Source organism: Leucobacter sp. OLIS6 (genome assembly GCF_002752355.1).
Classification (GTDB): domain Bacteria; phylum Actinomycetota; class Actinomycetes; order Actinomycetales; family Microbacteriaceae; genus Leucobacter.
The window spans coordinates 23,989-47,951 of the sequence record NZ_MRAV01000001.1 but is presented as its reverse complement, the minus strand read 5'-3'; the positions used below and the strand labels follow the sequence as shown (position 1 = coordinate 47,951).

23 protein-coding genes are annotated in these 23,963 nt (G+C 69.1%); 10 read left to right on the top strand and 13 right to left on the bottom strand.

From position 1 onward, the window contains the following. Window positions 1-141: 141 nt before the first annotated feature. Both BMH31_RS00250 and BMH31_RS00245 read right to left on the bottom strand, forming a co-directional pair. Window positions 142-819 carry a LytR C-terminal domain-containing protein gene (locus tag BMH31_RS00250; RefSeq protein WP_099723913.1) on the bottom strand — a complete coding sequence of 226 codons (678 nt, stop codon included), beginning with the start codon at window positions 817-819 and terminating at the stop codon, window positions 142-144. A gap of 104 nt (window positions 820-923) precedes the next feature. Further along, window positions 924-2,063, bottom strand: coding sequence for an ABC transporter substrate-binding protein (locus BMH31_RS00245; RefSeq protein ID WP_099724005.1), 1,140 nt, complete (start codon window positions 2,061-2,063; stop codon window positions 924-926). 133 nt (window positions 2,064-2,196) lie between these two features. On the opposite strand from BMH31_RS00245, the gene BMH31_RS00240 reads away from it, so the two are divergent. Then, the gene (locus BMH31_RS00240; protein ID WP_099723912.1) at window positions 2,197-3,273 is read left to right on the top strand and encodes an iron ABC transporter permease; all 1,077 of its coding nucleotides are present in this window, start codon (window positions 2,197-2,199) and stop codon (window positions 3,271-3,273) included. Further along, window positions 3,273-4,088, top strand: a complete 816-nt coding sequence (locus BMH31_RS00235; RefSeq protein ID WP_099723911.1) for a heme ABC transporter ATP-binding protein — start codon at window positions 3,273-3,275, stop codon at window positions 4,086-4,088. Before BMH31_RS00240 ends, BMH31_RS00235 begins: the two co-directional genes overlap by 1 nt. A 72-nt stretch (window positions 4,089-4,160) precedes the next feature. Here BMH31_RS00235 and BMH31_RS00230 read toward each other — a convergent pair whose 3' ends face one another. The 3 genes from BMH31_RS00230 to BMH31_RS00220 form a co-directional block, all read right to left on the bottom strand. Continuing rightward, window positions 4,161-5,375, bottom strand: coding sequence for an NADP-dependent isocitrate dehydrogenase (locus tag BMH31_RS00230; protein WP_099723910.1), 1,215 nt, complete (start codon window positions 5,373-5,375; stop codon window positions 4,161-4,163). A 190-nt stretch (window positions 5,376-5,565) separates the two neighbouring features. Next, window positions 5,566-6,336, bottom strand: a complete 771-nt coding sequence (gene nagB, locus BMH31_RS00225) for a glucosamine-6-phosphate deaminase (protein WP_099724004.1) — start codon at window positions 6,334-6,336, stop codon at window positions 5,566-5,568. 70 nt (window positions 6,337-6,406) lie between these two features. Next, a complete protein-coding gene (locus BMH31_RS00220; RefSeq protein ID WP_099723909.1) occupies window positions 6,407-7,846 on the bottom strand; it encodes a sugar porter family MFS transporter in 1,440 nt (479 codons plus the stop codon). A 136-nt stretch (window positions 7,847-7,982) separates the two neighbouring features. Here BMH31_RS00220 and BMH31_RS00215 point away from each other — a divergent pair, with 136 nt between their 5' ends. The 4 genes from BMH31_RS00215 to BMH31_RS00200 all read left to right on the top strand — a co-directional run bounded on the left by BMH31_RS00215 (window position 7,983) and on the right by BMH31_RS00200 (window position 12,458). Further along, a complete protein-coding gene (locus BMH31_RS00215; RefSeq protein WP_099723908.1) occupies window positions 7,983-8,435 on the top strand; it encodes a GNAT family N-acetyltransferase in 453 nt (150 codons plus the stop codon). A gap of 106 nt (window positions 8,436-8,541) precedes the next feature. Next, window positions 8,542-9,459, top strand: a complete 918-nt coding sequence (gene rarD, locus BMH31_RS00210; RefSeq protein ID WP_099723907.1) for an EamA family transporter RarD — start codon at window positions 8,542-8,544, stop codon at window positions 9,457-9,459. Window positions 9,460-9,603: 144 nt separating this feature from the next. Continuing rightward, on the top strand, window positions 9,604-9,852 hold the full coding sequence (locus tag BMH31_RS00205; RefSeq protein WP_241898085.1) for a metal-sensitive transcriptional regulator: 249 nt from the start codon (window positions 9,604-9,606) through the stop codon (window positions 9,850-9,852). A 218-nt stretch (window positions 9,853-10,070) separates the two neighbouring features. Then, window positions 10,071-12,458 (top strand): cell wall-binding repeat-containing protein, encoded by a 2,388-nt coding sequence (locus tag BMH31_RS00200; RefSeq protein ID WP_099723905.1) that lies wholly within the window; start codon window positions 10,071-10,073, stop codon window positions 12,456-12,458. A gap of 78 nt (window positions 12,459-12,536) precedes the next feature. On the opposite strand, the gene ccsB is transcribed toward BMH31_RS00200, so the two are convergent. From ccsB to BMH31_RS00185, 3 genes are read right to left on the bottom strand one after another with little or no spacing between them, the layout of a single operon-like run. Then, window positions 12,537-13,511, bottom strand: a complete 975-nt coding sequence (ccsB, locus tag BMH31_RS00195) for a c-type cytochrome biogenesis protein CcsB (RefSeq protein WP_241898053.1) — start codon at window positions 13,509-13,511, stop codon at window positions 12,537-12,539. Window positions 13,512-13,553: 42 nt separating this feature from the next. Continuing rightward, entirely contained in the window at window positions 13,554-14,357 is an 804-nt protein-coding gene (locus tag BMH31_RS15280; RefSeq protein ID WP_143469769.1) for a cache domain-containing protein, read from the bottom strand. A gap of 13 nt (window positions 14,358-14,370) precedes the next feature. Beyond that, on the bottom strand, window positions 14,371-15,126 hold the full coding sequence (locus tag BMH31_RS00185) for a GntR family transcriptional regulator (RefSeq protein WP_099723903.1): 756 nt from the start codon (window positions 15,124-15,126) through the stop codon (window positions 14,371-14,373). Window positions 15,127-15,243: 117 nt separating this feature from the next. Here BMH31_RS00185 and BMH31_RS00180 point away from each other — a divergent pair, with 117 nt between their 5' ends. The 4 genes from BMH31_RS00180 (at window position 15,244) to BMH31_RS00165 (ending at window position 19,383) form a co-directional block, all read left to right on the top strand. Then, window positions 15,244-16,290 (top strand): ABC transporter ATP-binding protein, encoded by a 1,047-nt coding sequence (locus BMH31_RS00180; RefSeq protein ID WP_099723902.1) that lies wholly within the window; start codon window positions 15,244-15,246, stop codon window positions 16,288-16,290. A gap of 88 nt (window positions 16,291-16,378) precedes the next feature. Further along, window positions 16,379-17,563 carry an ABC transporter substrate-binding protein gene (locus BMH31_RS00175; RefSeq protein ID WP_241898052.1) on the top strand — a complete coding sequence of 395 codons (1,185 nt, stop codon included), beginning with the start codon at window positions 16,379-16,381 and terminating at the stop codon, window positions 17,561-17,563. Between the two features lie 80 nt (window positions 17,564-17,643). Further along, complete coding sequence (locus BMH31_RS00170) at window positions 17,644-18,561, top strand: ABC transporter permease (protein ID WP_099723901.1); 918 nt, start codon at window positions 17,644-17,646, stop codon at window positions 18,559-18,561. Window positions 18,562-18,576: 15 nt separating this feature from the next. Beyond that, a complete protein-coding gene (locus BMH31_RS00165) occupies window positions 18,577-19,383 on the top strand; it encodes an ABC transporter permease (RefSeq protein WP_099723900.1) in 807 nt (268 codons plus the stop codon). 121 nt (window positions 19,384-19,504) lie between these two features. Here the strand turns inward: BMH31_RS00165 and BMH31_RS00160 are convergent, their stop codons facing one another. The 5 genes from BMH31_RS00160 to BMH31_RS00140 all read right to left on the bottom strand — a co-directional run bounded on the left by BMH31_RS00160 (window position 19,505) and on the right by BMH31_RS00140 (window position 23,913). Further along, window positions 19,505-19,987: an SRPBCC domain-containing protein gene (locus BMH31_RS00160; RefSeq protein WP_099723899.1), complete on the bottom strand. Its 483-nt coding sequence runs from the start codon at window positions 19,985-19,987 to the stop codon at window positions 19,505-19,507. Window positions 19,988-20,135: 148 nt separating this feature from the next. Continuing rightward, complete coding sequence (locus BMH31_RS00155; RefSeq protein WP_241898050.1) at window positions 20,136-21,872, bottom strand: cytochrome c biogenesis protein ResB; 1,737 nt, start codon at window positions 21,870-21,872, stop codon at window positions 20,136-20,138. After that, the gene (locus tag BMH31_RS00150; protein ID WP_099723898.1) at window positions 21,856-22,632 is read right to left on the bottom strand and encodes a cytochrome c biogenesis protein CcdA; all 777 of its coding nucleotides are present in this window, start codon (window positions 22,630-22,632) and stop codon (window positions 21,856-21,858) included. The genes BMH31_RS00155 and BMH31_RS00150 overlap by 17 nt, the downstream gene beginning before the upstream one ends. A gap of 4 nt (window positions 22,633-22,636) precedes the next feature. Beyond that, complete coding sequence (locus BMH31_RS00145) at window positions 22,637-23,272, bottom strand: TlpA disulfide reductase family protein (RefSeq protein ID WP_241898048.1); 636 nt, start codon at window positions 23,270-23,272, stop codon at window positions 22,637-22,639. Beyond that, window positions 23,269-23,913, bottom strand: coding sequence for a histidine phosphatase family protein (locus BMH31_RS00140; RefSeq protein WP_046456850.1), 645 nt, complete (start codon window positions 23,911-23,913; stop codon window positions 23,269-23,271). Before BMH31_RS00140 ends, BMH31_RS00145 begins: the two co-directional genes overlap by 4 nt. Between the last annotated feature and the right edge of the window lie 50 nt (window positions 23,914-23,963).

The following is a 23,963-nucleotide window of genomic DNA, read 5'->3' as shown; positions in this document are numbered from 1 at the left end:
GGCGCGTCGCCTGAAGCACTTGGGTATTAGCACTCGGGAGAACCGAGTGCTAAGCCAATCTTGGCACTCACCATTGGGGAGTGCAAGCGGAGACGCTCGCGCTCGGCGAACACCGGGAGAACGCTGGGCGAACCCCTGCGGCTACTGCGCCGGAGCCTGCTCGTCGCCGGCCCCGGACAACGGAGCGGTCGTCCCGGCGTCGCGATCCGGCGCCGTGGTCTGCCCGCTCACGATCTTCGCGGCCTCGGCCTTGCCCGGCCCCGCGTAGTCGGCGCCGAGCAGCACCACGAGCTTCACCTGATAGCTGTCGTAGCTCGACGACTTGTAAGAGGAGAGACCGCCGAGCTTCTTCGCGAGCCCCTCGGCCGCAGGGCGATCGGCGTCGGCGGAGTAGAAGATCGCCGAGATCTTGACGTCTCGCTTGGCCGCGTCGCCCGAGAAGCTGACCTGGCCCCATTTCTCCTTCGTGATGACGCTGTCGACGCCGCCGGCGAGCTCGTCGGTGGAGGTGCCGTTGATGACGGCGACCGTCGCCTTCGGATCGAGCTTGGCGGCTTCAGCGGCCGTAGTCGTGGTCTTCCCGGTGGGCAGGCGGACCTCGCCCGTGCTGCTCGCCGCCTGCAGCGCGAAGATCCCCGCGGTGGCGCAGACGGCGGTGCCGACGAGCGCTGCGACCGCGTAGGTCCAGAAGGTGCGCGGACGCGCAGTCAGTCGATGCGCACCCGCCCTGCGGGTGTGCTGGACGCGGTCGAAGCGGTCTTCCGGCAGCCGATTGGGGCGTCGAGCCGCACTCGAAGCCTCCGTCAGTTCACCCGTCACGCGTGTCTCCCATTAGTCGTCCGGTGTCGGGCGACCAGCAGCGGCCCAGCACTCAGCACAGCGTACACGTGGAATCTGCCAGGTTCCGGGTAGGGGGCCGCGGTCTACGATCCGGCGGATCCGTCGGTGTAGATCGCCCGGGCGAGGCCGTCGAGCACGTCGGGGTAGCGCGTGCCGCCCGCGAAGACGAGGGTGTCATCGACGTCGATGATGCGACGGTGCTTGCCGGCCTGCGTGAGCGCGATGCTCGGCTGGGCGGCCAGCAGACCGTCGACGCCCTTGACGCTCTTGAGCCCACCGGTCATGACGAGCAGCACGTCGGGGTCGCTCGCGATGAGCGCCTCGCTGGTCATCGGCTTCTCGCCGACCCAGCCGATCTCCTTCGCCACGTCGACCGCGCCGATCCCCCGGATCAAGCTGTCCGCTCCGCTGCCCTCGCCGAAGAGATAGAAGACTCCGGCCGTGCCGCGCAGATAGAGGAAGGCCACGCGCGGACGCTTGGCCGGATCCTTCGGCACCAGCGGCCGGATCTCGTCCTCTTTCGCGGCGATGGCGGCGTCGAGCTGAGCGGTGAGCTCGTCGCCGAGCGGGGCGACGCCGAGCGCGGCCGCGATCTCCTTCGCCGCGACGTCGGTGCTCTTCGGATCAGTGGATCGGGTCACGGTGACGACCGTGATCCCGGCGTCGCGCAGCTGCAGCACGACGTCGGTGGGGCCGATCGATCCGTCGGTGAGGATCAGGGTCGGGTTCAGCGCGAGCACGCTCTCGGCGTCGATCGTGTGACCGGACTTGGTCACCACCGGCAGATCCTCGGTGCCCGGCAGCTTCGTGGAGACGTCGCGCCCGACGAGCCGGTCGGTGAGCCCGTAGGCCGACACCAGTTCGGCGACGGTACCGGTCAGCGAAAGGGCGATCACGCGGGAGGTGTCCGTCACCTCGACCCGGCGGTCGCCGCCGGGATCGTGCGAGGTGACGGTCACCGGGAGCTTCGCTTCGGCCTTCGCCGAGAGCGGGGGCAGACTCGGGCCGCCGATCACGGCGGTGGCCGGCCCCTCGACCGTGCGCGGGTTCGCGACGGGGGTGAGCGTCGAGAGCGGCGGGAGGTCGACCTTCTGCTGCCCGGAGGTGGCCTTCGGGTCACCGCCGGTCTGGCAGCCCGCGAGGCCCAGGGACGCGGCGAGCGTGATCGCGAGGAGCGCGGCGGCTCGCGTTCGGGATCGGTGCGCACGGGTGGTTCGGCGCATCGGGGGCATCGCACACCTCCAGATCTGACGACCAAGTTAGCCTAGCCTAAGATAGATATGAGGAACCCGGGACCGGGTTCCCGGTCCCGATCAGGGATCGCTGCGCACCGGCGAGTAAGGCCCTCCCCCAGAAATGAACCTGCACCACGAACCCGCGTCCACGCGGAAATCGAGGCATGCAGCGACCACGACCGCACTGTTCGTCGGCCTCTGGGTCGCGCTTTTCGTCGCGCTGATCGCGTCCGCAGGAACGGGTCAGCTCGCGATCCCGCCGGATCAGGTCGTGGGCTCCCTGCTCCACCGGATCGGGATCGACTGGCTACCGCTTCCCACCCACCCCGCCGGCGACCAGACGCTCTGGGCGATCCGTTTCCCCCGCGTGGCGATGGCCGCGCTCGTCGGTGCGGCGCTCGCCGTGTCCGGCCTGCTCATGCAGGCGATCTTCGGCAACCCGTTGGCAGAGCCGAGCGTGATCGGCATCTCGTCGGGCGCCGCGGTCGGGGCCGGCCTCTGCATCGTGTTCGGCATCTCGATCTTCGGCGAATGGACCATCGCGGTGTTCGCGTTCGCCGCGGGCCTCGCCGCCACCCTGCTCGTCTACGCCATGAGCCGATCTGAGGGCAAGACCGAGGTCGTCACCCTCGTGCTCACGGGCATCGCGGTCAACGCCGTCGCCGGTGCGGGGATCGCCCTCCTCACCTTCCTCGGGGACACCCAGTCGCGCGAGCAGATCGTGTTCTGGCAGCTCGGCAGCATGGCCGGCAGCCGCTGGTCCCAGGTGCTCATCGTGGCCCCCGTCGTAGCGATCGGACTGATCGTCGCGTGGCTCGTGGCACGCAAGCTCGACCTCCTCTCGCTCGGCGAGCGCAACGCCCGCCACCTCGGGGTGAACGTCGAACTGCTCCGCGTCGGCGTGATCGTACTCGTGGCGCTGCTCGTCGGCGTGGCCGTCGCGTTCGTCGGCATCATCGCCTTCGTCGGCCTCGTGATCCCGCATCTCATGCGCATGATCCTCGGGCCGGCGCACCTGCCGCTCGTCACCGCGTCGGCGCTGGGCGGCGCGCTGCTGCTCACACTCGCCGACCTGGGCGCCCGCACCATCGTGCCGATGTCGGATCTGCCGATCGGCATGCTCACCTCGCTCGTCGGCGGCCCGTTCTTCTTCTGGCTCCTGCGACGAACGCGCAAGCGGAGCGGGGGGTGGGGGTGATGGCCGCCCGCGCACTGGTGCTGCCCGAGCGCACCCCCGTCGGCGAGGTCGTGTGCGCCGCCGAGTCCGTGCGCCTCGTGCGCGGCGGCCGCGCCCTGCTCGACGGGGTCTCCCTCGAGTTGCGCGCCGGCGAAGTGCTCGCACTGCTCGGCCCGAACGGTGCCGGCAAGTCGACGCTGCTCAGCGTGCTCTGCGGCGACGTGGAGCCCGACGGGGGCGACGTGCGGTTCGGCGACCGCCCCCTGGGCGATTGGTCGCTTCCCGAGCTCTCGCGGCGGCGCAGCGTGCTGCTGCAGGATCAGCAGCTGCTGTTCCCGTTCACCGTGCACCAGATCGTCGAGATGGGTCGCGCGCCCTGGCGCCGCACCCCGCGCGAGGACGACGACAACGCGGCGATCGCGGAGGCGCTCGCGGCTGCGGACGTGGCGCACCTCGGCAACCGCCGGGTGCCGTCGCTCTCGGGCGGCGAACGGGCCCGCGCGGCGTTCGCTCGTGTGCTCGCGGGCCGCACCGGCGTGCTCATGCTCGACGAGCCGACCGCCGCGCTCGATCTGGCGCATCAGGAGGCCGTGCTCTCGATGGCTCGCGAACGCGCGCGCGCGGGCGATGCGGTGCTCGTCGTGCTGCACGATCTCAATCTGGCCGGCGCCTACGCCGACCGTATCGCGCTGCTGAAGGACGGCGGGATCGTGGCCTGCGATACGCCCGAGCACGTGCTCACCGCCGAGACGGTGTCCGCGGTCTACGGCACGCCGGTCGAGGTGATCCCCCACCCGAAGACCGGTCGAGGGATCGTCCTGCCGCTGCGCGCCTGACCCGCCGATCGGCTCCGGAAACGGTGAAGGCCGCGCCCCGAGGGGCGCGGCCTTCACCGTGTGCTCGCTCGCTTACGCGAGGCGGGCCTGCAGGTTCTCGTCGATCGCTGCGAGGAACTCCTCGGTGGTGAGGAAGCTCTGCTCGGGGCCGACGAGGAGCGCGAGGTCCTTGGTCATCTTGCCCGACTCGACGGTCTTGATGACGACGTCCTCGAGGGTGTGCGCGAACTCGATGAGCGCCTGGTTGTCGTCCAGCTTTCCGCGGTGCGCGAGCCCGCGGGTCCAGGCGAAGATCGAGGCGATCGGGTTGGTCGAGGTCGGCTTGCCCTGCTGGTGCTGGCGGTAGTGACGGGTCACCGTGCCGTGCGCAGCCTCTGCTTCGACGACCTTGCCGTCCGGGGTCGCGAGGACCGAGGTCATGAGACCGAGCGAGCCGAAGCCCTGCGCGACGGTGTCGGACTGCACGTCGCCGTCGTAGTTCTTGCAGGCCCAGACGTAACCGCCCTCCCACTTCATGGCCGAGGCGACCATGTCGTCGATGAGGCGGTGCTCGTAGGTGAGGCCCGCAGCCTCGAACTGCTCCTTGAACTCGGTGTCGTAGATGTCCTGGAAGATGTCCTTGAAGCGGCCGTCGTAGGCCTTCAGGATCGTGTTCTTCGTGGAGAGGTACACCGGGTAGTTGCGCGACAGGCCGTAGTTCAGCGAGGCGCGCGCGAAGTCGCGGATCGACGCGTCGAGGTTGTACTGCACCTGCGCGACGCCGTCGCCGGGCGACTGGTAGACCTCGAACTTCTGCGGCTCGCCGCCGTCCCTCGGGGTGAACTCGACCGTGAGGGTGCCCTCGCCCGCGAAACGGAAGTCGGTCGCGCGGTACTGGTCGCCGAAGGCGTGGCGGCCGATGATGATCGGCTTGTTCCAGCCGGGCACCAGGCGAGGGATGTTCGAGATGATGATCGGCTCGCGGAAGATCACGCCGCCGAGGATGTTGCGGATCGTGCCGTTCGGGCTGCGCCACATCTGCTTGAGGCCGAACTCCTCGACGCGGGCCTCGTCGGGGGTGATGGTGGCGCACTTGACGCCGACGCCGTGCTTCTGGATCGCGTGAGCAGCGTCGACCGTGACCTGGTCGTTGGTCTCGTCGCGGTGCTGGATCCCGAGATCGTAGTACTCGAGCGTGACATCGAGGTACGGGTGGATCAGGCGGTCCTTGATGAACTGCCAGATGATCCGCGTCATCTCGTCGCCGTCGAGCTCGACGACCGTGCCTGCAACCTTGATCTTCGCCAACGCGTCTCCCAGTTCTGTGGTGAGTGGTGTGGGACGGCGGCGGGCGCGTGTCGCTCCGTCCGGAACCGCGCACAGCAGCGCCTTCCGGATCGCCGTCGTCGGTGGATCCGTTGGGACCACCGACAGTCTACCCAAGTTTCCGGGGTATCTCGACGTCGAGATATTTGGCGACGACGAGACTGTTGAGGACTCAGGCCGGCAGGTGCTTCAGCACGTGCTCGTAGTACTCGGTGAGCTCCAGCTTCGCCGCCGCCGCCCGGTCGATGATCACGGTCGCCTCCGGGTGCAGTTGCAGCGCGCTCGCGGGGCAACGGCTCGACAGCGGGCCCTCGATCATCTCGGCGACCGCGTCAGCCTTGCCGGCGCCCTGTGCGACCAGCAGCAGCTCGCGCGCGTCGAGGATCGTGCCGAGTCCCTGGGTGAGGCAGTGCACCGGCACCTGATCGGCGGAGTCGAAGAAGCGGGCGTTGTCCTGACGCGTCTTGGGCGCCAGGGTCTTGGGGCGCGTGCGCGACCCGAAGGACGACGTCGGCTCGTTGAAGCCGATGTGCCCGTTCGCGCCCAGGCCGAGCAGCTGCAGGTCGACACCGCCGGCCTCGCGGATGCGGCGCTCGTAGTCGGCGCAGGCCGCCTCGAGGTCGGAGGCCGTGCCGTCGGGCACATGGACCCGAGCCGGATCGAGCCGCAGCGGCTCGGTCACGGTGCGGTGGATCACCGAGTGGTAGCTCTCGGGATGCTCTTGCGGGAGCCCCACGTACTCGTCGAGCGCGAAGGCGGTGACGCCCGCGGTGTCGAGCGAGCCTTCCGACACCTGGCGCGCGACCTCGGCGTAGGCGCCGAGGGGCGACGAGCCCGTCGCGACGCCGAGCACGGCGAACGCGCTCCGACGGATGACCGCGGCGATGCGCTCGCCGGCAACGCGCCCGACCTCTTCGGGCGTCTCGACAATGATGACCTGCATGCGCACATGCCTTTCGTAGTGGTGCCGGGCGCTCTGCCCAGGCCCGGCGTGCCTCTAGTCTGCCCGATTTTCAGTCGGCACGATCTTCGGCGGGCCACTTGCCGCCGTTCTCCCAGAACAGGCGGATGTCGTCGAGCGGGCGCCCCTTGGTCTCGGGCGCGAACCTGAGCACGAACAGGAAGGCGAGCACGGCGAAGGCGCCCAGAACCGCGAACACCCCGGCTCCGCCGGTGAGCTTCAGCAGCGGGAGGAACGCGACGCCGACGATGTAGTTCGCGACGAGGTCGCTCGTGAGCATGGTGCTCGACCCGAGGCCGCGCAGGTGCGACGGGAACGCCTCGCCCGCGTACACCCAGATCATCGATCCGAAGCCGAAGGTGAAACCGACGTTGAAGAGCACGAGTCCGAGGAACCCGAGCGCCACGAAGCCGCCGTCGAGGCGCACGTTCGTCGGATCCTGCCCCGCCGCGCCGAAGCCGAAGGTCGCGACCATCAGCATCCCGGCGACGACCATGATCCCGATGCCGGTGAGCAGCACGGGCCTCCGGCCCATGCGGTCCACGAGCGACATGGACACGAAGACCGCGATCAGGCCGATCACCTGCACCAGCGCGGGCAGTCCGAAGATCGCCATGTGGTCGGTCTCGGCGAAGCCCATCGCCTTGATGATCTGCGGGCTGTAGTAGACGATCGCGTTGATGCCGGTGATCTGGACGAAGAAGCCGAGCAGCACGACGAACACGGTCGCCCGCAGGTAGGGCTTGCGGAGCATCTCGGCGAGGCCCTTGCGGACGGAGGGGACGCCCGATCCGCTGTCGAGCTCGCGCTGCATCGAGGCGATCTCGCCATCGGTGTCGCCGTCCGGCTCGATCAGCGCCTGCACGCGGGTCGCATCCGACACGCGTCCGCGCATCATGTACCAGCGAGGCGTATCGGGGGCGCGCAGGAGCAGCAGCGTGATGAGCACGCCGGGCACCGCGGCGGCGCCGAGCATGATCCGCCAGTTCTCGGTCGGGGCGAGCGCCCAGGCGAGCAGGTAGCCGAAGATGATGCCGACCACGGTCGCGACCTGGTACATGACGAGCAGCGCGCCGCGGATCTTGGTGGGCGCCGACTCCGCGACGTACATGGGCACGACCACGATCGAGATGCCGATCGAGACGCCCAGCAGTACTCGGGCGATCGCAAGCGAGGGGACGTCCCACGCGAGCCCGGAAGCGAGCGAGAAGAGCGCGAAGGTGGCCGCCACGAGCACCATCATGCGCTTGCGCCCGAAGCGGTTGGCGAGCGAGCCGCCGATGAGGGCGCCGCCGATCTCGCCGAAGATGACGAAGGAGGTGAGCACGCCCTTCTCGGCCTCGCTGCGGATATCGAAGGTCTTGGCGATGAAATCGAGCGCCCCGCCGATGTTCGACGAATCGTAACCGTAGATGATGCCGACCGTCGCCGCGGCGACCGCGACGAGCAGCGCGGTCTTCGACGAGGTTCTGAGTTCGTGCAGCAGCCCCATGCGCGCACCCTTCTTGTGCTTCGGTTCTTCGGCGCGAATCCGTGCCGAGAGCTCGGAGACCCATTCATCGTACGGCGATCCTGCATGTCTGCCGCTCACCACTTGCGCATCGCGTCGGGAGCGCTAGCCTGAGTACATGAGCCAGCTGCGACTCGAAGAACTGTCCGCCGCGACGATCGTGGCCGTGAACAGCCTGGGCCTGAAGCCCGGGCAGGAGCAATTCGTCACGCCCGTCTCCTACTCCGCGGCCGCAGCGGTCACCCCGATCGGTTCCGCCTGGCAGCGCGTCGTGCTCGACGGCGACCGGGTGGTCGGTTTCGTGCACGGGAATTTCGATCCCGACGCCAAGGAGGAGGAGTTCCGCGCGGCGCTGTGGCGCATCAACGTGGACGCCGAGGCTCAGGGCATGGGTGTCGGTCGCTTCGCCGTCGCCGCACTGCTCGACGAGGCCCGCGCACGCGGCGTCGGACGCTTGACCGTTCTCTGGGAGCGCGGCGAGGACGGCCCCGAGGTCTTCTTCCTGCGCATGGGCTTCGTACCCGTCGGCGAGACCCAGTACGGCGAGGTCATCGGCGCCATCGATCTCTGATCCGGTCCGGATCACACCGGCGCCCCGGCCCTGAGCGGGCCGGGGCGCCGGTGCGTTCCGGGCCCGCGCGCATCCCCGCCTCCCGTTCGACCTCCTTGGATCGCCCATGACCTCCTCCGCCGCCGCCCCGCCGCTCTCGCGCGGTGTGCTCGTGTCGCTCGGCTCGTCGGTGAGCTTCGCGATCCTCTACTTCGCGACGCCCATGCTCGCACCGCTGCCGGCAGAGGCGATCTGGGCGGTCCGCGCGCTCGTGACCCTGCCGTTCGTCGGGTTCGCGCTGCTCGCCATGCGCCGCCGCGCGCTCATCGTCGAGGTCGGTTCCCTGGTGCGGCGCCGACCGATCGCGCTGCTCGGGATCCTGGCCTGCGGGCTGATGCTCAGCGCGCAGCTGTGGGTGTTCGGCTGGGCCCCGCTGCACGGACGCGGCCTGCAGGTCGCCCTCGGGTACTTCCTGCTCCCGCTCGTCCTCGTCGTGCTCGGCAAGTTCCTGTACCGCGACCACCTGCGCTGGTGGCAGTGGGTCGCCGCGGGGGTCGCCGCGATCGGCGTCGTCTGGGAGATCGTCCGCATGGGCGGCGTCTCCTGGGAGACGCTGCTCGTCGCGCTCGGGTATCCGGTCTACTTCGTGCTGCGCCGCTCGCTCGGCACCGGGCACATCGGCGGGATGTTCTGGGAGCTGCTGACCGTGCTCCCGCTCGCGGCGACGGTGCTCGGCATCGAGATCGCGACCGGTACCGCGTTCGCGGAGCACCCGACCCTGCAGTGGACCGCGCCGCTGTTCGCGCTGTTCGCCGCCTTCGCGCTGCTGCTCTACATCCTCGCCTCGAAGCTCCTCTCGATGAGCCTCTTCGGGCTGCTGAGCTACGCGGAACCGGCGCTGCTCGTCGTCGCCTCGCTGCTGCTCGGCGAGACCATCGCGTCGGGCGAGTGGCCGACCTACATCGCGATCTGGATCGCCGTCGCGATCCTGGTGATCGGCGGCCTGGGCGAGCTGCTGCGCGCTCGGCGAACCCGCCTCGACTGATACCCCTCGGGGGTGTACGCTGCCGCCATGCACGAAACGCGGGAGGCGCACATGAGCATCGCGGAGATCGGGACGACCGAGCCGACCGAGCCGGCCGAGCCGACGGGTGGGCACACGCACGGCTACGACGCGCACAAGGACGACCTGCTGAAGCGGCTGCGCCGGGCCGAGGGCCAGGTGCGCGGGATCCAGCGCATGGTCGAGGAGGACTCCTACTGCATCGACGTGATCACGCAGGTGAGCGCGGCGACGAAGGCGCTCGAGCGCGTCGCGCTCGCGCTGCTCGACGACCACCTGAGCCACTGCGTCTCGCACGCCGCCGCCGAGGGCGGAGCGATCGCCGAGGAGAAGCTCAAGGAGGCCTCGGACGCGATCGCGCGCCTCGTCCGCTAGGCCGACTCCCCCTCCTCCGCGCGGCCGCATCAGCCCGCTGGACCGGGATCGGCGAACGGCTCGGGAGTCGTTCGATGCGCGGGGACGGCTCCCGCGATTTGCTCGCCGTTTCAACCAAACGAGACAACGATCCGGAAACTGCTTACTATTGCCCTCCAGGGAGCTTCCTCTCATACAGGAGCCCCCTGATTTCTGCTCGGTAATCAGCTAAGGATCTCGTGAAAACTCGCCTAGCTTCCTCACTTGCCCTCGTCCTCGCGGCGTCCCTCGTCGGATTCGGGCTCGCACCCGCCTCCGCAGAGGAAGCCGCGGCGCCCGAACCCGTCCCCGCGGCGCCCGTCTTCGACGAGTCGACCCCGACGGTGGACTCGAATGCCACGCCCGACGAGCTCCCGGTCATGGGCGATTACGCGCTCTCGGAGTTCTCCGCGGCGGCCGCCGAGATCGACCCCGAGCTCGCCGACGCGGCCCAGCGCGACCTCGGCCTCGGCATCGAGGAGTATCTCGCCGAGGGCGAGGCCGCCACCGACGGCGCGACCGTGCTCGAAGCCCTCCAGGAGCGCAGCGCCGGAGTCGTCGGCGGCAAGGTCACCGGCACCGAGCTCACCGTCTACGTCACCGACGCGGAGGCCGCGGCGCTCGCGGAGTCCACCGGCGCCCGGGTGAGCTACGGTGCTCCCCCGACCGCACCCGAGGCCGAGTTCGGGCCGGCAGCAGACCTCTACAGCGGCCAGCCGTACGGCAGCATGGTCACGAGCAACTCCTGGTACCGCTGCAGCACCGCGTTCAACGGCCGCGCGCTCGCCGGTTCCGGCGCCTACCAGACCCTCACCGCCGGCCACTGCTACAAGTCGGCGTACCCGACGCTCAGGGCGCTCAACTTCACGAAGGCCAACGACGACGATCCGAAGAACTCCCCGCAGGTGACCGTCGGAGCCCCGCTCGGATCCTGGGTCTCGGGAACCCCGATGTACGGCAACGGTGCGGACACCGCGCTCATCGCCGTCAATACGGCGAACTTCACCCCGAAGTCCGGGCTGCTCGCCTGGGGCGGCGGAAAGGGCGCACCGAACTCGGGTGCGAAGAAGCTCGTCACGACCTCGACCTCGACCGTGGCCGGAGCTCCGATCTGCAAGACGGGTTCCACGAGCGGCTGGACCTGCGGCCGCGTCATCGCGGTCGACCAGACCGCGAACGTCGCCGGGCATCTCGTGAACTCGATCCGCTCGACCGCCTGCCTGATCCCCGGAGACAGCGGCGGCGCCGCGGTCGTCGGCACCTCGGCCGTCGGCGTGAACTCCTCCACGACCACCTCGGCCTCCTGCGGCCAGTCCGGCTACCAGTCGGGTTACGCGCCGATGGTCTCCAAGCGGGCCGGCGCCAACAACAGCGTCGCCGGCCGGCTCGGCGGCAACTGGGAACCCCTCGTCACGGTGAAGCTGGTTCCGAAGGTCACGAGCCTCCCCGCGAATACCCGCGTGTTCGCCGGCGGAACCCTCTCGGGCACCGCCACGAACGTCGCGTCGGGCAACTACCTCAAGATCCAGTTCTCGGGAGAGACCAAGGTCCGCACCGCGAAGATCGTGAACGGCAAGTGGTCCGTCTCGCTGGCCGGGCTCACCCCGGGCACGAAGAGCTTCACCATGCGCGGAGCCTGGGGCAAGTGGTCGATCGGCGCTCCCGTCTCCGGTTCGCTGCGGATCATCGCGAAGCCGTCCGTCGTTCGATACGCGGGGGCCGATCGCTACTCGACCAGCGTGGCGATCTCGAAGGCGGCCTACCCGAACGGAGCGAGGACGGTCTTCATCGCGACCGGCGCGAACTACCCCGACGCGCTCGGCGCCGGCCCGATCGCGGCCAAGGAGCACGCACCGTTGCTCCTGACCGGGAAGACGCTCCCCGCCAGCGTCACGACGGAGCTCAAGCGGCTGAAGCCGACCGAGATCGTCATCGTGGGCGGCACCGGAGCGGTCCCGACCTCCGTCGGCAAGGCGCTCGGCAAGTACGCGAATAAGGTCAGCCGGCTCGCGGGCAAGGATCGATTCGATACCTCGCGCAAGCTCATCAAGCGCGGATTCCCGACGTCGGCGCCCTCGGTGTACGTCGCCACCGGTATGAACTTCCCCGATGCGCTGTCGACCGGTGCGGCTGCGGGCGCCAAGGGCCGCCCGGTGCTGCTCGTCAACGGCACCCGTCCGCTAGATGCCACGACGAAGTCGTTCCTGAAGGGCCTGCAGACCACCAGCGCCACCATCACCGGCGGCACCGGGGCGGTCTCCTCCCGGATCCAGAGCGATCTGAAGGCGGCGGGCATCTCCACGACGCGGGTCTCCGGCGGCGATCGCTACGCCACTTCCGAGGCCATCGGCCGGGTGTCCTTCCCCACGTTCAAGACGATGTACTTCGCCACGGGTCAGGGCTTCGCCGACGCGCTCGCGGGATCCGCGATCGCCGGCGCGCAGCAGACGCCGCTGTTCATCGTCCCCGGTTCCTGCGTGCCCGGATCGATGATCACCGACGCGCTGAACCAGGGGGTCACCCAGGTTCGGTTGCTCGGCGGGACCGGAGTCGTCTCCTCCGCGGTCGGCTCGCTCAAGCGCTGCTGAACGAGCCGTCCGCGCGACAACGGAGCGGCCCCCGAACCGGATGGTTCGGGGGCCGCTCCGTTGTCGCGCGGTGCCGGATCAGAGACCCGAGTACGCGTGCAGGCCTTTGAAGAACACGTTCACGATGGTGAAGTTGAACAGCACGGCGGCGTAGGCGATGATCGACAGCCAGGCCGAGCGGGTGCCGCGCCAGCCGCGCGTCGCCCGCGCGTGGATGAAGCCCGCGTAGAGCACCCAGATGACGAAGGTCCAGACCTCCTTGGTGTCCCAGCCCCAGTAGCGGCTCCACGCGGACTCGGCCCAGATCGACCCGGCGATCAGGGTGAAGCTCCAGAAGACGAAGCCGATGATAGCCATGCGGTACGACAGGTCTTCGAGGCGGGTCGAGTTCGGGAACGTCGCGAGGAACCTCATCGGTTCGCCGGAGCCCGCGGTCATGCGGTTCTCGCGACGGGTCTGCAGCAGCTGCAGCACCGAGAGGCCGAAGGACAGCGTGAGGAAGCCGGTGGCGAGCACCGCGACGAGGATGTGAATGACCAGCCAGTAGGAGTTCAGCGCCGGCACGAGCGGCACGATCGAGACGTAGAAGTTCACCTTGGCGAGACCGAGGAACAGCACGGTCAGTCCGGTCACGAGCGTGCCGAGGAAGCGCAGGTCGACGAAGATCTGCACGAGCAGGAAGATGAGCACGATCGCGCAGGTCGCGGTCAGCGCGAACTCGTACATGTTCGCCCACGGCACCCGGCTCGCGCCGATGCCGCGCATGATGGTCGCCGCGAGGTGCAGGAGGAAGCCGAGCACGGTGAGCGAGAAGCCGATGCGGAGCGAACGAGAACGCCGCGCGGGCGCCTCGGTCGGGGCCACGGTGCGGGTCAGGGTCGCGATGCCGCCCCCGGATGACTGCTCGGCGGCGGCCGGCTGAGCCGCCGCGAGGCGGGTCGCATCACCGCTGCGGTTGGCCAGATCGACCGCGTAGAACACGAACGCGATCGCGTAGACGATCATCGCCGAGTAGAGGGCGAGAGTGGAGTTCAGTTCCAGCGAGTCGAGCACAGCTCCGCATTCTATCCGCTGAGCCTGAGCGCGCGAACCGGCTCAGCCGTGGAACACGAGCCCGAGCGGGGCGTCGCCGCACCGCAGCACCTTCGCGTCGGGCAGATCGAGCTCGACCCCCGCCCCTCGGCCGCCCTCCGGATCCTCCGCGAGCAGGTCCGCGAGCGCTTCGGAGACACCGGGGATGCGGAGGAGCGATCCCGGTGCGCGCCGGGTCTCGTTCGAGATGATGACCCGACCCGCGTGGCTCACGATCGTGACCGCCCCGGGCACCGAGCGCAGCACCGGCATCAGCGCGCGCTCCATGCGCGAGACGTGCACGTCCGCACCGACGACGCCCGACGGCGTGCCGACCTCTCCGACCAGGGCGGTGATGGTGACGGTGTAGTCGTCGGTGCACAGGTAGTCCACGTAGGGACCGGTGACGTGTCTGCGCCCCGTGGTCGCGGGCACCTTCCACCACTCGAGCGTCGTGTAGTCGCGGAACTGCTCGGCCTCGGGGTCGTCGACGGTCGCGAGTCGGCGCAGTGCGGCGTCGGGGCCGCGCTCCGCCGGGATCTCGAGGCGCCGCAGCCACCAGGCGAGGTGCCACGCGGCGTCGCCCAGGAACCCCGGTGCGGAGACGAAGCCCGCACCGGTGATGAGCCCGTCATCGAGCAGCTGCGGGATCGCGAGGTCCCCCACGATCGGGTCGAGCCGCTTGGCCGTGGGCGGCGCCTGTCCCGGCGCTTCCAGCGTGCGGCGGATTTCCGCACCCCAGTCGTCGACCGTGCGGAACACCTCGCCGAAGGCCGCTCCGACCTCCTGCGCGGCGTGACGAGCGGAGTCCCCGTTGTCTCCGATCATGAGTGATGTCCTTTCATCCCTCGAGAGCGGCTTCGAGCCGTTCCTTCTCCTCGATGAGCCAGTCGGCAGCCGCCTCGATGTGCGCCACGGCTGCCGCGCGGGCCGCTTCCGGGCTCTGCTCGAGCGACTCCAGGATCTTCGCACGAGCCTGCCGGCTTCGCGCACGCCCGTCGGGTTCGCGCAGCCAGAGCCAGAGCAGGCTGCCCGCCTCGACCTGCAGGTTGAGCTCGGCGCGCACGAGTCGCGGGGACTGCGAGAGCGCGGCGATCTCGAGCTGGAATCGGCCGACGGCTCGACGCGCGGCTCCGAGGGATTCCTCGACGGCCCCGTCCTCGAGTTCGGCGAGCCGCGCGAGGTCTTCCGGCCCCGCGCGATCCGCGGCCGCCTCGGCGGCGGCTCCCGCGATCGCCGCGTAGTAGAGCGCGAAATCGCGCAGCTCGCCGCGGCTCATCCCGCAGACCCGCTCGTCCATGAGGCGCGCGGCGCGCTCGCGATCGAAGGTGACGAAGCTGCCGCCCTCGCGACCGCGTCGGGTCTGCACGAGCTTCTGCTCGCGGAGCGATTCGAGCGCTTCGCGGGCGGTCACGACGGCAACGCCGAAGCGGCGCGCCGTCTCGCTCTCGCTGGGGAGCCGCTCGCCGTCGCGCAGGATGCCCGAGAGGATCGCGTCGCGCAGGCGCTGCGCCACGCGCTCCCCGCGGCCGATGCCGTCGAGGGGCGCGAACACGACGGCGCGTGCGGCGTCCGCCTGCGCGAGATCACGCGGCATCCGGCCTCACCTCCGTCGGTCCGTTCGTCGATCGTTGCTTCACCGTAACATGACCGACTTGCGTTAAACATCTGGAGTCATATGATTGTCGCTATCCACACATCAAAGGAGATGTTCATGACTGCACCGCAGCTCGAACCGGCCATCCGGCTCACCGGCCTCACCCGCGAATTCGGCACCGTAACGGCGGTCGACCACGTCGACCTCGAGATCAGCAGGGGCGAGTTCTTCTCGATGCTCGGCCCTTCAGGTTCCGGCAAGACCACCGTGCTGCGGCTCATCGCCGGGTTCGAGCAACCCACCTCGGGCACGGTCGAACTCTTCGGCGAGGACGTCACTGCGAAGGCCCCGTTCGACCGCAATGTCAACACCGTGTTCCAGGACTACGCGCTGTTCCCACACATGAACGTGCTCGAGAACGTGGCCTACGGACTCCGCGTCCGCGGCGTCTCCCGCGGCGAGCGCAAGGCCCGCGCCATGAAGGCTCTCGAGTTGGTGCGGCTCGAGCACGTCGCCGAGCGCATGCCGTCGCAGCTGTCCGGCGGCCAGCGCCAGCGCGTCGCCCTCGCCCGCGCCACCGTCGTGGAGCCCGCGGCGCTGCTGCTCGACGAGCCGCTCGGCGCGCTCGACCTCAAGCTGCGGGAGCAGATGCAGGTCGAGCTGAAGCAGATCCAGCGCGACCTCGGCATCACGTTCATCTTCGTCACGCACGATCAGGAGGAGGCGCTGACCCTGTCGGACCGGATCGCGGTGTTCAACGCCGGCCGGATCGAGCAGCTCGGCACCCCGGCGGAACTCTACGAACGCCCGGGATCCCGCTTCGTCGCGGACTTCGTCGGCACCACCAACCTGTTCGACGCCGAGCTCTCGCAGCGGCTGCTCGCCCGCGCCGGCGAGCACTCCATCCGACCCGAGAAGATGCGTCTCGCCACCGAGCGGGCCGCGGAACCCGGCACGCTGAGCGCCCCGGGCACCGTGGTCGAGTCGATCTATCTCGGCAACTCGACCCGCGTCGTGGTCGACCTCGAGGCCGGCCAGCGCGTGAGCGTGCTCGAGCAGAACGCGAGCGGCGACCGCGGCGACCTGCGCGGCGAGCACGTCTTCGTCGAGTGGCACGAGAGCGCGATCGTCGCGCTGGAGCCCGCGACGCCCCTGGCCGCCTGAGCGACCGAACCAGCTTTTCCCGACCCCAACCGAATCACCCAGGAACGGCGAAGCCGCCGATCCGTCACACCCTCGAGGAGAGGAACCCATGACCCGCAAGATGACGCAGCGTCGCGTCGCAATCGCCCTGGCGAGTGCGGCAGCGCTGACCCTGATGCTCGCCGGATGCGGCACCGCGAACAGCGGTGGCGGAGGAAGCACCGCGAAGGAGGCCGAGAAGCTCGGCAAGACCGAGGGGTCGGTCTCGATCCTCGCCTGGCCCGGCTACGTCGAGGACGGCTCCAACGACCCGAAGGTCGACTGGGTCACGCCGTTCGAGAAGGAGACCGGCTGCACCGTCACCACCAAGACCTTCGGCACCTCGGACGAGGCGTTCAACCTCATGAAGACCGGCAACTACGACGTGATCTCGGCCTCGGGCGACGCGTCGCTCCGCCTCGTCGCCTCAGGCGCCGTCGCGCCCGTCAACACGAAGCTCCTGAAGAACTACGACGGGATCTTCAGCTTCCTGAAGGATCGCGCCTGGAACACCGTCGACGGCAAGTCCTACGGCGTCCCCCACGGCTACGGCGCGAACGTGCTGATGTACGACACCAAGACCTTCCCGACCGCTCCCGACTCGTGGGACGTCGTCTTCGAGAAGGCCGGCGATCACCAGGGCAAGGTGACCGCGTACGATTCGCCCATCTACATCGCGGACGCCGCGATGTACCTGATGGCGCACCAGCCCGACCTCGGCATCAAGAACCCCTACGCGCTGGATCAGAAGCAGTTCGACGCGGCCGTGAGTCTGCTCAAGGACCAGAAGCCGAACATCTCGGAGTACTGGGGCGACTATCTGAAGGAGGTGCAGTCGTTCAAGTCCGGGACCAGCGTCGTCGGCACCAGCTGGCAGGTGATCCAGAACGTGCTCGCCGGCGAGGGCGGCAGCACCGCGGTGACGATCCCGAAGGAGGGTGCCACCGGGTGGAGCGACACCTGGATGATCTCGTCGAAGTCGAAGAGCCCGAACTGCGCGTACGCGTGGCTCGACTACATCTCGAGCCCGAAGGCCAACGCCGAAGCGACCGCCTACTTCGGTGAGGCTCCGTCCAGCCAGGAGGCCTGCAAGTTCCGCGACGACTGCGAGGCCTACCACGCGGGCGACGCCGAGTACGCGAAGAACATCTGGTACTGGACCACGCCCATCGCCGAGTGCGTCGACGGACGCACCGACGTGAAGTGCATCGACTACGCGGCCTGGACCAAGGCCTGGCAGGAGATCAAGGGCTAGGACGCTCGGCGTCCTACGGCGGGGAGGCGAGCAACGCCTCCCCGCCCGGCCCCCGATCACCCGAGAGGATCCACTACCCCATGAGCACCTCCACCGCAGCGCCCGCCACGGCCGTCGTCGCACGCACGCCCAGCCTCGCCCGGCGCTTCTCCTCCTTCCTGTACGCGCACCCGCGCCTCCGCCTCACCATGCTGCTGACCGCGCCGCTCTTCTGGCTCGGTCTCGTCTACATCGTCGCGCTCGTGCTGCTGCTCGTCACCGCGTTCTGGACCACGGACAGTTTCACCGGCGCGATCAACACCACGTTCACGCTCGACAACGTCATCGGCGTCGTCACCGACTCGCTCTACCAGACGGTCACCCTGCGCACCGTCTTCGTCGCGCTCTGCGTGACCGTGATCGATGTAGCGCTCGCCCTCCCCATCGCCTTCTTCATGGCGAAGGTCGCCTCGCCCCGCACGCAACGGATCCTCATGATCCTGGTGCTCACCCCGCTGTGGGCCTCCTACCTGGTGAAGGCGTACGCCTGGCGCTCGGTGCTGTCCGAGGACGGTCTGCTCTCGTGGCTGCTCACCCCCGTCGGCGGCGGCACCCCCGGCTACGGGCTCCCGGCGACGATCATCACGCTGTCGTACCTCTGGCTGCCGTACGTGATCCTGCCGATCCAGGCCGGCCTCGAACGCGTACCCGACTCGCTGCTCGAGGCGTCGAGCGACCTCGGCGGCAAGAGTTGGCGGACCATCAGGTCGGTCGTCCTGCCGATGGCGGTCCCCGCGATCATCGCCGGCACCATCTTCAGCTTCTCGCTCTCGCTCGGCGACTACATCACCGTGCGCATCGTGGGCGGCACCAGCCAGATGCTCGGCAACCTCGTCTACGACAACGTCGGCAGCGCCAACAACCTGCCGCTCGCGTCCGCGATCGCGCTGATCCCGATGGTGATCATCTTCATCTACCTGTTCATCGTGCGCCGGACCGGCGCGCTCGACAACCTCTAGAGCAGGAGCCCGAACATGCGACTCTCGAAGCCCTCGCGCCTCACCCTCGGCATCGTGACCGGGGTGATCCTCGCCGCGATCTACCTGCCGCTGCTCGTCGTCGTGCTGAACTCGTTCTCCACCTCGAAGTCCCTCACCTGGCCGCCGCCCGGATTCACGCTCGAGTGGTGGGGGCGCGCCTTCACCAACGCGGGCGCGATCCAGGCGACCGGGACGAGCCTCCTCATCGCGGTGATCGCGACCGCGATCGCGCTCGTGCTCGGCACGCTCATCTCGCTCGCGCTGCAGCGCTTCAAGTTCTTCGGACGCGAGGCGGTGAACCTGCTCGTGATCCTGCCGATCGCTCTGCCCGGCATCGTCACCGGTATCGCGCTGAACAATTTCTTCCGCACCATCCTCGGCGTGGATCTCGCGCTCTGGACCGTCGCGGTCGCGCACGCCACCTTCTGCATCGTGACCGTGTTCAACAACGTGATCGCGCGGCTGCGCCGCATGGGCACCAACCTCGAGGAGGCCTCCGCCGACCTCGGGGCCGGCGTCTGGACCACGTTCCGACTCGTCACGTTCCCCCAGCTGCGCTCCGCGCTGCTCGCCGGCGGGCTGCTCGCGTTCGCCCTGTCGTTCGACGAGATCATCGTCACCACGTTCACCGCGGGCGAAGGGGTGACCACGCTGCCGATCTTCATCATGAACAACATGCTCCGACCGGCGCAGGCCCCGATCATCGCCGTGATCGCCGTCGTGCTGATCGTGGTCTCGATCGTGCCGATCGCCATCGCGCAGAAGCTCGGCAACGGAGCCGGCGAGGTGAAGGGGAAGTAGCTCACGCTGGTTCCGTCGAGTGGCGGCAAACCTGCCCGATGAGGATCCATCGGGAGCGTTTGCCGCCACTCGACGCGTTTCAGGGGCGGATGCGGGTCACAGACCTCGAGCGCGGCCCGGGTCAGGCGGCGAAGAGGCGCGCGAGGTTCGCGAGCGAGGACGCGAGGCCCACGGCATGCTCCACCGCGGAGATGCCGCTCGGCACCCGTTCGGCCCGGATCTCGGCGATGCTGCCGCCCGGTGTCTCCGGGTCCTCGCGCACGCGCCAGGTCATGATCATGGTGCCCGCGAACGCCGGATCGTCGGAGACGAAGTCGACCTCCTGCACGACCCGCTCCCCCGCGACCAGTTCGACGAAGCGGGCTTCGACCACGTCGGTGCCGTCGGTGGTCTTGCCCCTCGGTGCCCGGCCGGGCTCCCCAGCGTTCTCGTAGGCGAGCGTCATGCGGTACCCACCGCCGGGCGTCGCGTCGAAGCGTTCGAACGAACCGCGCATGCTCTGCGGCGGGAGCCAGGCGAGCAGCAGCTCGGGATCGACGAAGGCGCGGTACACCTCGGCTGGGGTCGCGGCGATCGGGCGGGAGGCGGTATCGGTGCGGGGCATGCCTCGACGGTAGCAAGCCGGGATCCTGCTGCCGAGGCTCGCCCTCAGACCGAGAGCCGCGCTCGGACTGAGAAGTCCGGCCGGATGATCAGTCTGGGCACGAATCTCAGTCCGTGGGACTGGCACGATCTGCCGCCGGCGCCCCGCCCTACAACCGAGCCCGGTGCTGCTCGCGCAGATCCTCGACCGCGCGCTCGAGCGTCGGATCGTCGCCTCGCGCGAGACCCGCGTACTGCAGCACGACGCCGTCCTCGGTCGCCTGCGCCTTCACCCACATGCGTCGGCGCGGCACGAAGAGCGAGGTGAGCAGTCCGCCGAGCGCCGCGAGCGCGAAGATCAGCACGTAGTTCTGCGCCGGGTTCTGCATCACGTCGAAGGATGCGTACCGGGGCACCTTGTCGAGCGTGATCGTGCCCATGCCGTTCGGCAGCTCGGTCGTCTGCCCGGGCTTCAGCTCGATCGACTTCTTGTCGATCGCGCGGCCCGTGAGCTGCGTCATCTTGCTCGTGTCGAGCGCGTACACCGACTGCGGGATCCCCTGGTCGATGCCGAGGTCGCCCGAGAACACGTCGAGCGTGAGCACCGGGTTCAGCAGGTCGGGGTAGTTCGACGTGAACGCCCCGCTCTCGAGGTCCGCCTTGGTCGGGTAGAAGAAGCCGCGCAGGCCGACCTGCGTCGGCTTGCCGTCCGCGTCCTTCAACCCGTAGGGCACCTTGATGACGCCGAGCGAGGTCAGCGTGCTGTTGTCCTGCGGGATGAACGGCATCGACTCGCTGTAGACTACGGTGCCCTTCGGATCCTTGATCGTGATCGTCGGCGCGTAGCCGTTGGCGATCAGGTAGATGGGCGAGCCGTGCACGCGCAGCGGGTGGTTCACCCGGATCTCGTCCTTCGACGTCGAACCGTCGGGGTCGATGAGCGTGACGTGCGCGATGTAGTCGAGCACCTGGCCGATGGCCTTCGTGTTCTTGTCGTTCGGAGTGACGTACTGCACGTCGAGGTTGTCGAGCCGCATGCGGAACGGCGAGAGGGTGGAGTTATCGAAGGACCGGCCCGAGTTCGCCGAGTCGTAGTCGATGAGCTGGTTCAGCAGGGTGTCGCCCTCGACCAGGACCTTCTGCCCGTTGAAGCTCAGCGCGCCGCCGAGGGCGACGCTGACCAGCACGCCGACGAGCGACAGGTGGAACACGAGGTTGCCCGTCTCGCGCAGGTAGCCGCGCTCGGCCGAGACCGACACGGATCCGGGCCGGGAGCCGCGCCCCGCGACGCGCTGGATCTCGGTGCGGTAGCGCTGCTTCTTCAGCACGCCCGCGGCCTCGGCGACCGCGCGCTCGGCGAACTCGTCGCGCTCCGATGCGGAGGCCTCGGGGTTCGAGATGCGGACCTCGGAGAATCCGGCCATGCGCTGCAGTCGCGCCGGGGTCTTCGGCGGACGCCCGCGGAGCGCGCGCCAGTGGTGCAGGATGCGGGGCAGCACGCAGCCGATCAGCGAGATGAAGAGCAGCAGGTAGATGGCCGAGAACCACACCGACCCGTAGACGTCGAACGCCTGGATCGGGAACGCGTCGAGGAATTTGAACAGCTCGGGGTGCTGCTGCTGGTACTGCAGCACGCCGTTCGGGTCGGCGCTGCGCTGCGGCACGAGCGAGCCGGGGATCGCGGCGACGGCGAGCAGCAGCAGCAGCACGAGCGCGACGCGCATGCTGGTGAGCTGGCGCCAGAACCAGCGCAACCAGCCGACGAAGCCGAGTTCGGGCGACTCGACCTTCTGCGACGCGACGCGGCCGCTGTTGCCGTCGTCGTAGTCGCTCGGTCGGCTCAGGTTCTCGGATTCCCGGCCGCCTCCGCGGGAGTCCCGGGATCGAGGATCAGAGGATCGGGGCATAGCTCGAGATCACCGCCTGCAACGCAAACATCATCCGGCTCCACAGGCCGGTCACCATCAGAAGTCCGATCAGGATCAGCAGGCCGCCGCCGATGAGGTTCATCACGCGGATGTGCCGCTTGAAGAAGCTCATGGTCTGGGTCATCCAGCCGAACCCGAAGGCCGCGAGCACGAAGGGGATCCCGAGCCCGAGGCAGTAGAAGATCGCGAGGATCGCGGCGCGGCCGATCGATCCCGACTGCGAGCTGAGCGAGAGCACCACGGCGAGCGTGGGGCCCATGCAGGGCGCCCAGCCGACGGCGAAGACGATGCCCAGCACGGGGGCACCGATGAGCCCGACGCGCGGCTTGAGCTTCAGCTTGGTGGTGCGCTGCATGCGCGAGAAGGCCCCCATGAACACGAGCCCCATGAGGATCACGACGACGCCCATGGCTCGCGTGATCGCCTCCTGCCAGTCCCAGAGCCAGAGCCCGAGCGACCCGGCGAAGACGTTGATGAGTACGAAGACGAGGGTGAACCCGAGCACGAAGAGCAGGGACCCCAGGAGCATGCGACCGCGCTCGCGACGACCGGCCCGCTTCGGGTCCGCCGCGGCGGTGCTGCCGGAGCTCGATCCGGAGGTGCCGGAGACGTACGCCAGATAGCCGGGGACGAGCGGAAGCACACACGGCGAGAGGAAGGACACGAGGCCCGCGGCGAGCGCGATCGCCACGGCCACGACCAACTGGCCGTCCGCGACGAGTCTGCCGATCTCCCCCACGACGCTACTGGGTCTTCTCAGCGAGAGTCTCGTTGAGCATGGAGCGCAACTGGCCGGCGTCGGCCAGCTGGCCGAGCACGCGGTGCGCGACGCGTCCCTCCGCGTCGAGCACCAGGGTCACCGGGGTCGCGTTCAGCGGGATCGCGCCGGCGAAGGCCCGCTGCACACCGCGGTCGCCCTCGACGTCGAGGATCGACGGGTACTTCACGCCGAATTCCTCGGAGAACTGCTGTGCCTGAGCCGCCTGATCGCGGGTGTTGACGCCGACGAACTCGACGCCCTTCGGCGCGAATTCCTTCTGGGCCGTGTTGAGGTCCTTCGCCTCGACTCGGCAGGGAGCGCAGCCCGCGTACCAGAAGTTCACGACGGTGACGTGGCCGAGCGTCTGCTTCGAGCCGAAGGTCGAGCCGTCCTCGGTCTTGCCCGAGTACTCGACGGGGTCCTTGCGCTCGGCGGGCGGGATGCTCACCGAGGAGCCGTCGCCCGAGATGTAGCCCTTGCCGCCGCCGTCCTTCCACTGCTCGGGAAGGGAGTCGTTGCCGCCGCTGCAGCCGGTGAGAGCGACGGCTGCAGCGAGCGGGAGTGCCAGGAGCGCGGCGATCCTCGCGGCTCCGCGCCGGTTCTTCGATCGACCGGTCACACGGCACCTACATCCACGGAATCCTCCACCAGGTCTGCGGCGGGTTCGCGGTAGTCCACTTCGAACCATCGCTCCCCTCGCCGCTCGAACGTCGTGATGCTCGACAGCGCGCAGCGCCGCTTCGCGGGGTTGTGCGCGAGCGACCTGCCCGCGATGTCGAGGTGGGCGATCCAGATGGGAGCCTGGTGGCTCACCATGACGATGTCGCCGTCGCGCACCGAGTCCCAGTGCTCGTCCATCGCCTCGCGCACGCGGCCGGCGATCTGGCGGTAGGGCTCGCCCCAGCTGGGCCGCAGCGGGTTCCACAGCTTGGGCCAGTTGCGCGCCTGCTTGAAGGCGGCCTCGGGACCCGTGTTGGGAAGCCCCTCGAAGCGGTTGGTCGGTTCGATGATGCGCTCGTCGGTGACGATCTCGAGCCCGAGCGCGGCGGCGACGGGTCGCGCCGATTCCTGCGTGCGCTGCAGCGGGGACGCCACGAGCTTCGCGACCACGCGGTCGCTGCCGGCGATCTCGAGGGCTGCGGCCTCGGCCATGCGGTGGCCGAGTTCGGAGAGGCGGTATCCGGGCAGGCGTCCGTAGAGGACGCGGTCGGGGTTGTGCACCTCCCCGTGGCGCACCAAATGCAGGAGTTTGTCGCTCACTCCTTCATTCTACGTTCGACTCGTCTGGGCGTTTGCCGGTGGCCCGGCGA

Coding starts and splice junctions, on each gene's coding strand:
- BMH31_RS00240 (WP_099723912.1), top strand. CDS start 2,197: ATGAACCTGCACCACGAACCCGCGTCCACGCGGAAATCGAGGCATGCA.
- BMH31_RS00160 (WP_099723899.1), bottom strand. CDS start 19,987: ATGCCCCGCACCGATACCGCCTCCCGCCCGATCGCCGCGACCCCAGCC.
- BMH31_RS00180 (WP_099723902.1), top strand. CDS start 15,244: ATGACTGCACCGCAGCTCGAACCGGCCATCCGGCTCACCGGCCTCACC.
- BMH31_RS15280 (WP_143469769.1), bottom strand. CDS start 14,357: ATGATCGGAGACAACGGGGACTCCGCTCGTCACGCCGCGCAGGAGGTC.
- BMH31_RS00155 (WP_241898050.1), bottom strand. CDS start 21,872: ATGCCCCGATCCTCTGATCCTCGATCCCGGGACTCCCGCGGAGGCGGC.
- BMH31_RS00165 (WP_099723900.1), top strand. CDS start 18,577: ATGCGACTCTCGAAGCCCTCGCGCCTCACCCTCGGCATCGTGACCGGG.
- BMH31_RS00245 (WP_099724005.1), bottom strand. CDS start 2,063: ATGCGCCGAACCACCCGTGCGCACCGATCCCGAACGCGAGCCGCCGCG.
- BMH31_RS00175 (WP_241898052.1), top strand. CDS start 16,379: ATGACCCGCAAGATGACGCAGCGTCGCGTCGCAATCGCCCTGGCGAGT.
- BMH31_RS00215 (WP_099723908.1), top strand. CDS start 7,983: ATGAGCCAGCTGCGACTCGAAGAACTGTCCGCCGCGACGATCGTGGCC.
- BMH31_RS00170 (WP_099723901.1), top strand. CDS start 17,644: ATGAGCACCTCCACCGCAGCGCCCGCCACGGCCGTCGTCGCACGCACG.
- BMH31_RS00185 (WP_099723903.1), bottom strand. CDS start 15,126: ATGCCGCGTGATCTCGCGCAGGCGGACGCCGCACGCGCCGTCGTGTTC.
- BMH31_RS00220 (WP_099723909.1), bottom strand. CDS start 7,846: ATGGGGCTGCTGCACGAACTCAGAACCTCGTCGAAGACCGCGCTGCTC.
- BMH31_RS00235 (WP_099723911.1), top strand. CDS start 3,273: ATGGCCGCCCGCGCACTGGTGCTGCCCGAGCGCACCCCCGTCGGCGAG.
- nagB (WP_099724004.1), bottom strand. CDS start 6,336: ATGCAGGTCATCATTGTCGAGACGCCCGAAGAGGTCGGGCGCGTTGCC.
- rarD (WP_099723907.1), top strand. CDS start 8,542: ATGACCTCCTCCGCCGCCGCCCCGCCGCTCTCGCGCGGTGTGCTCGTG.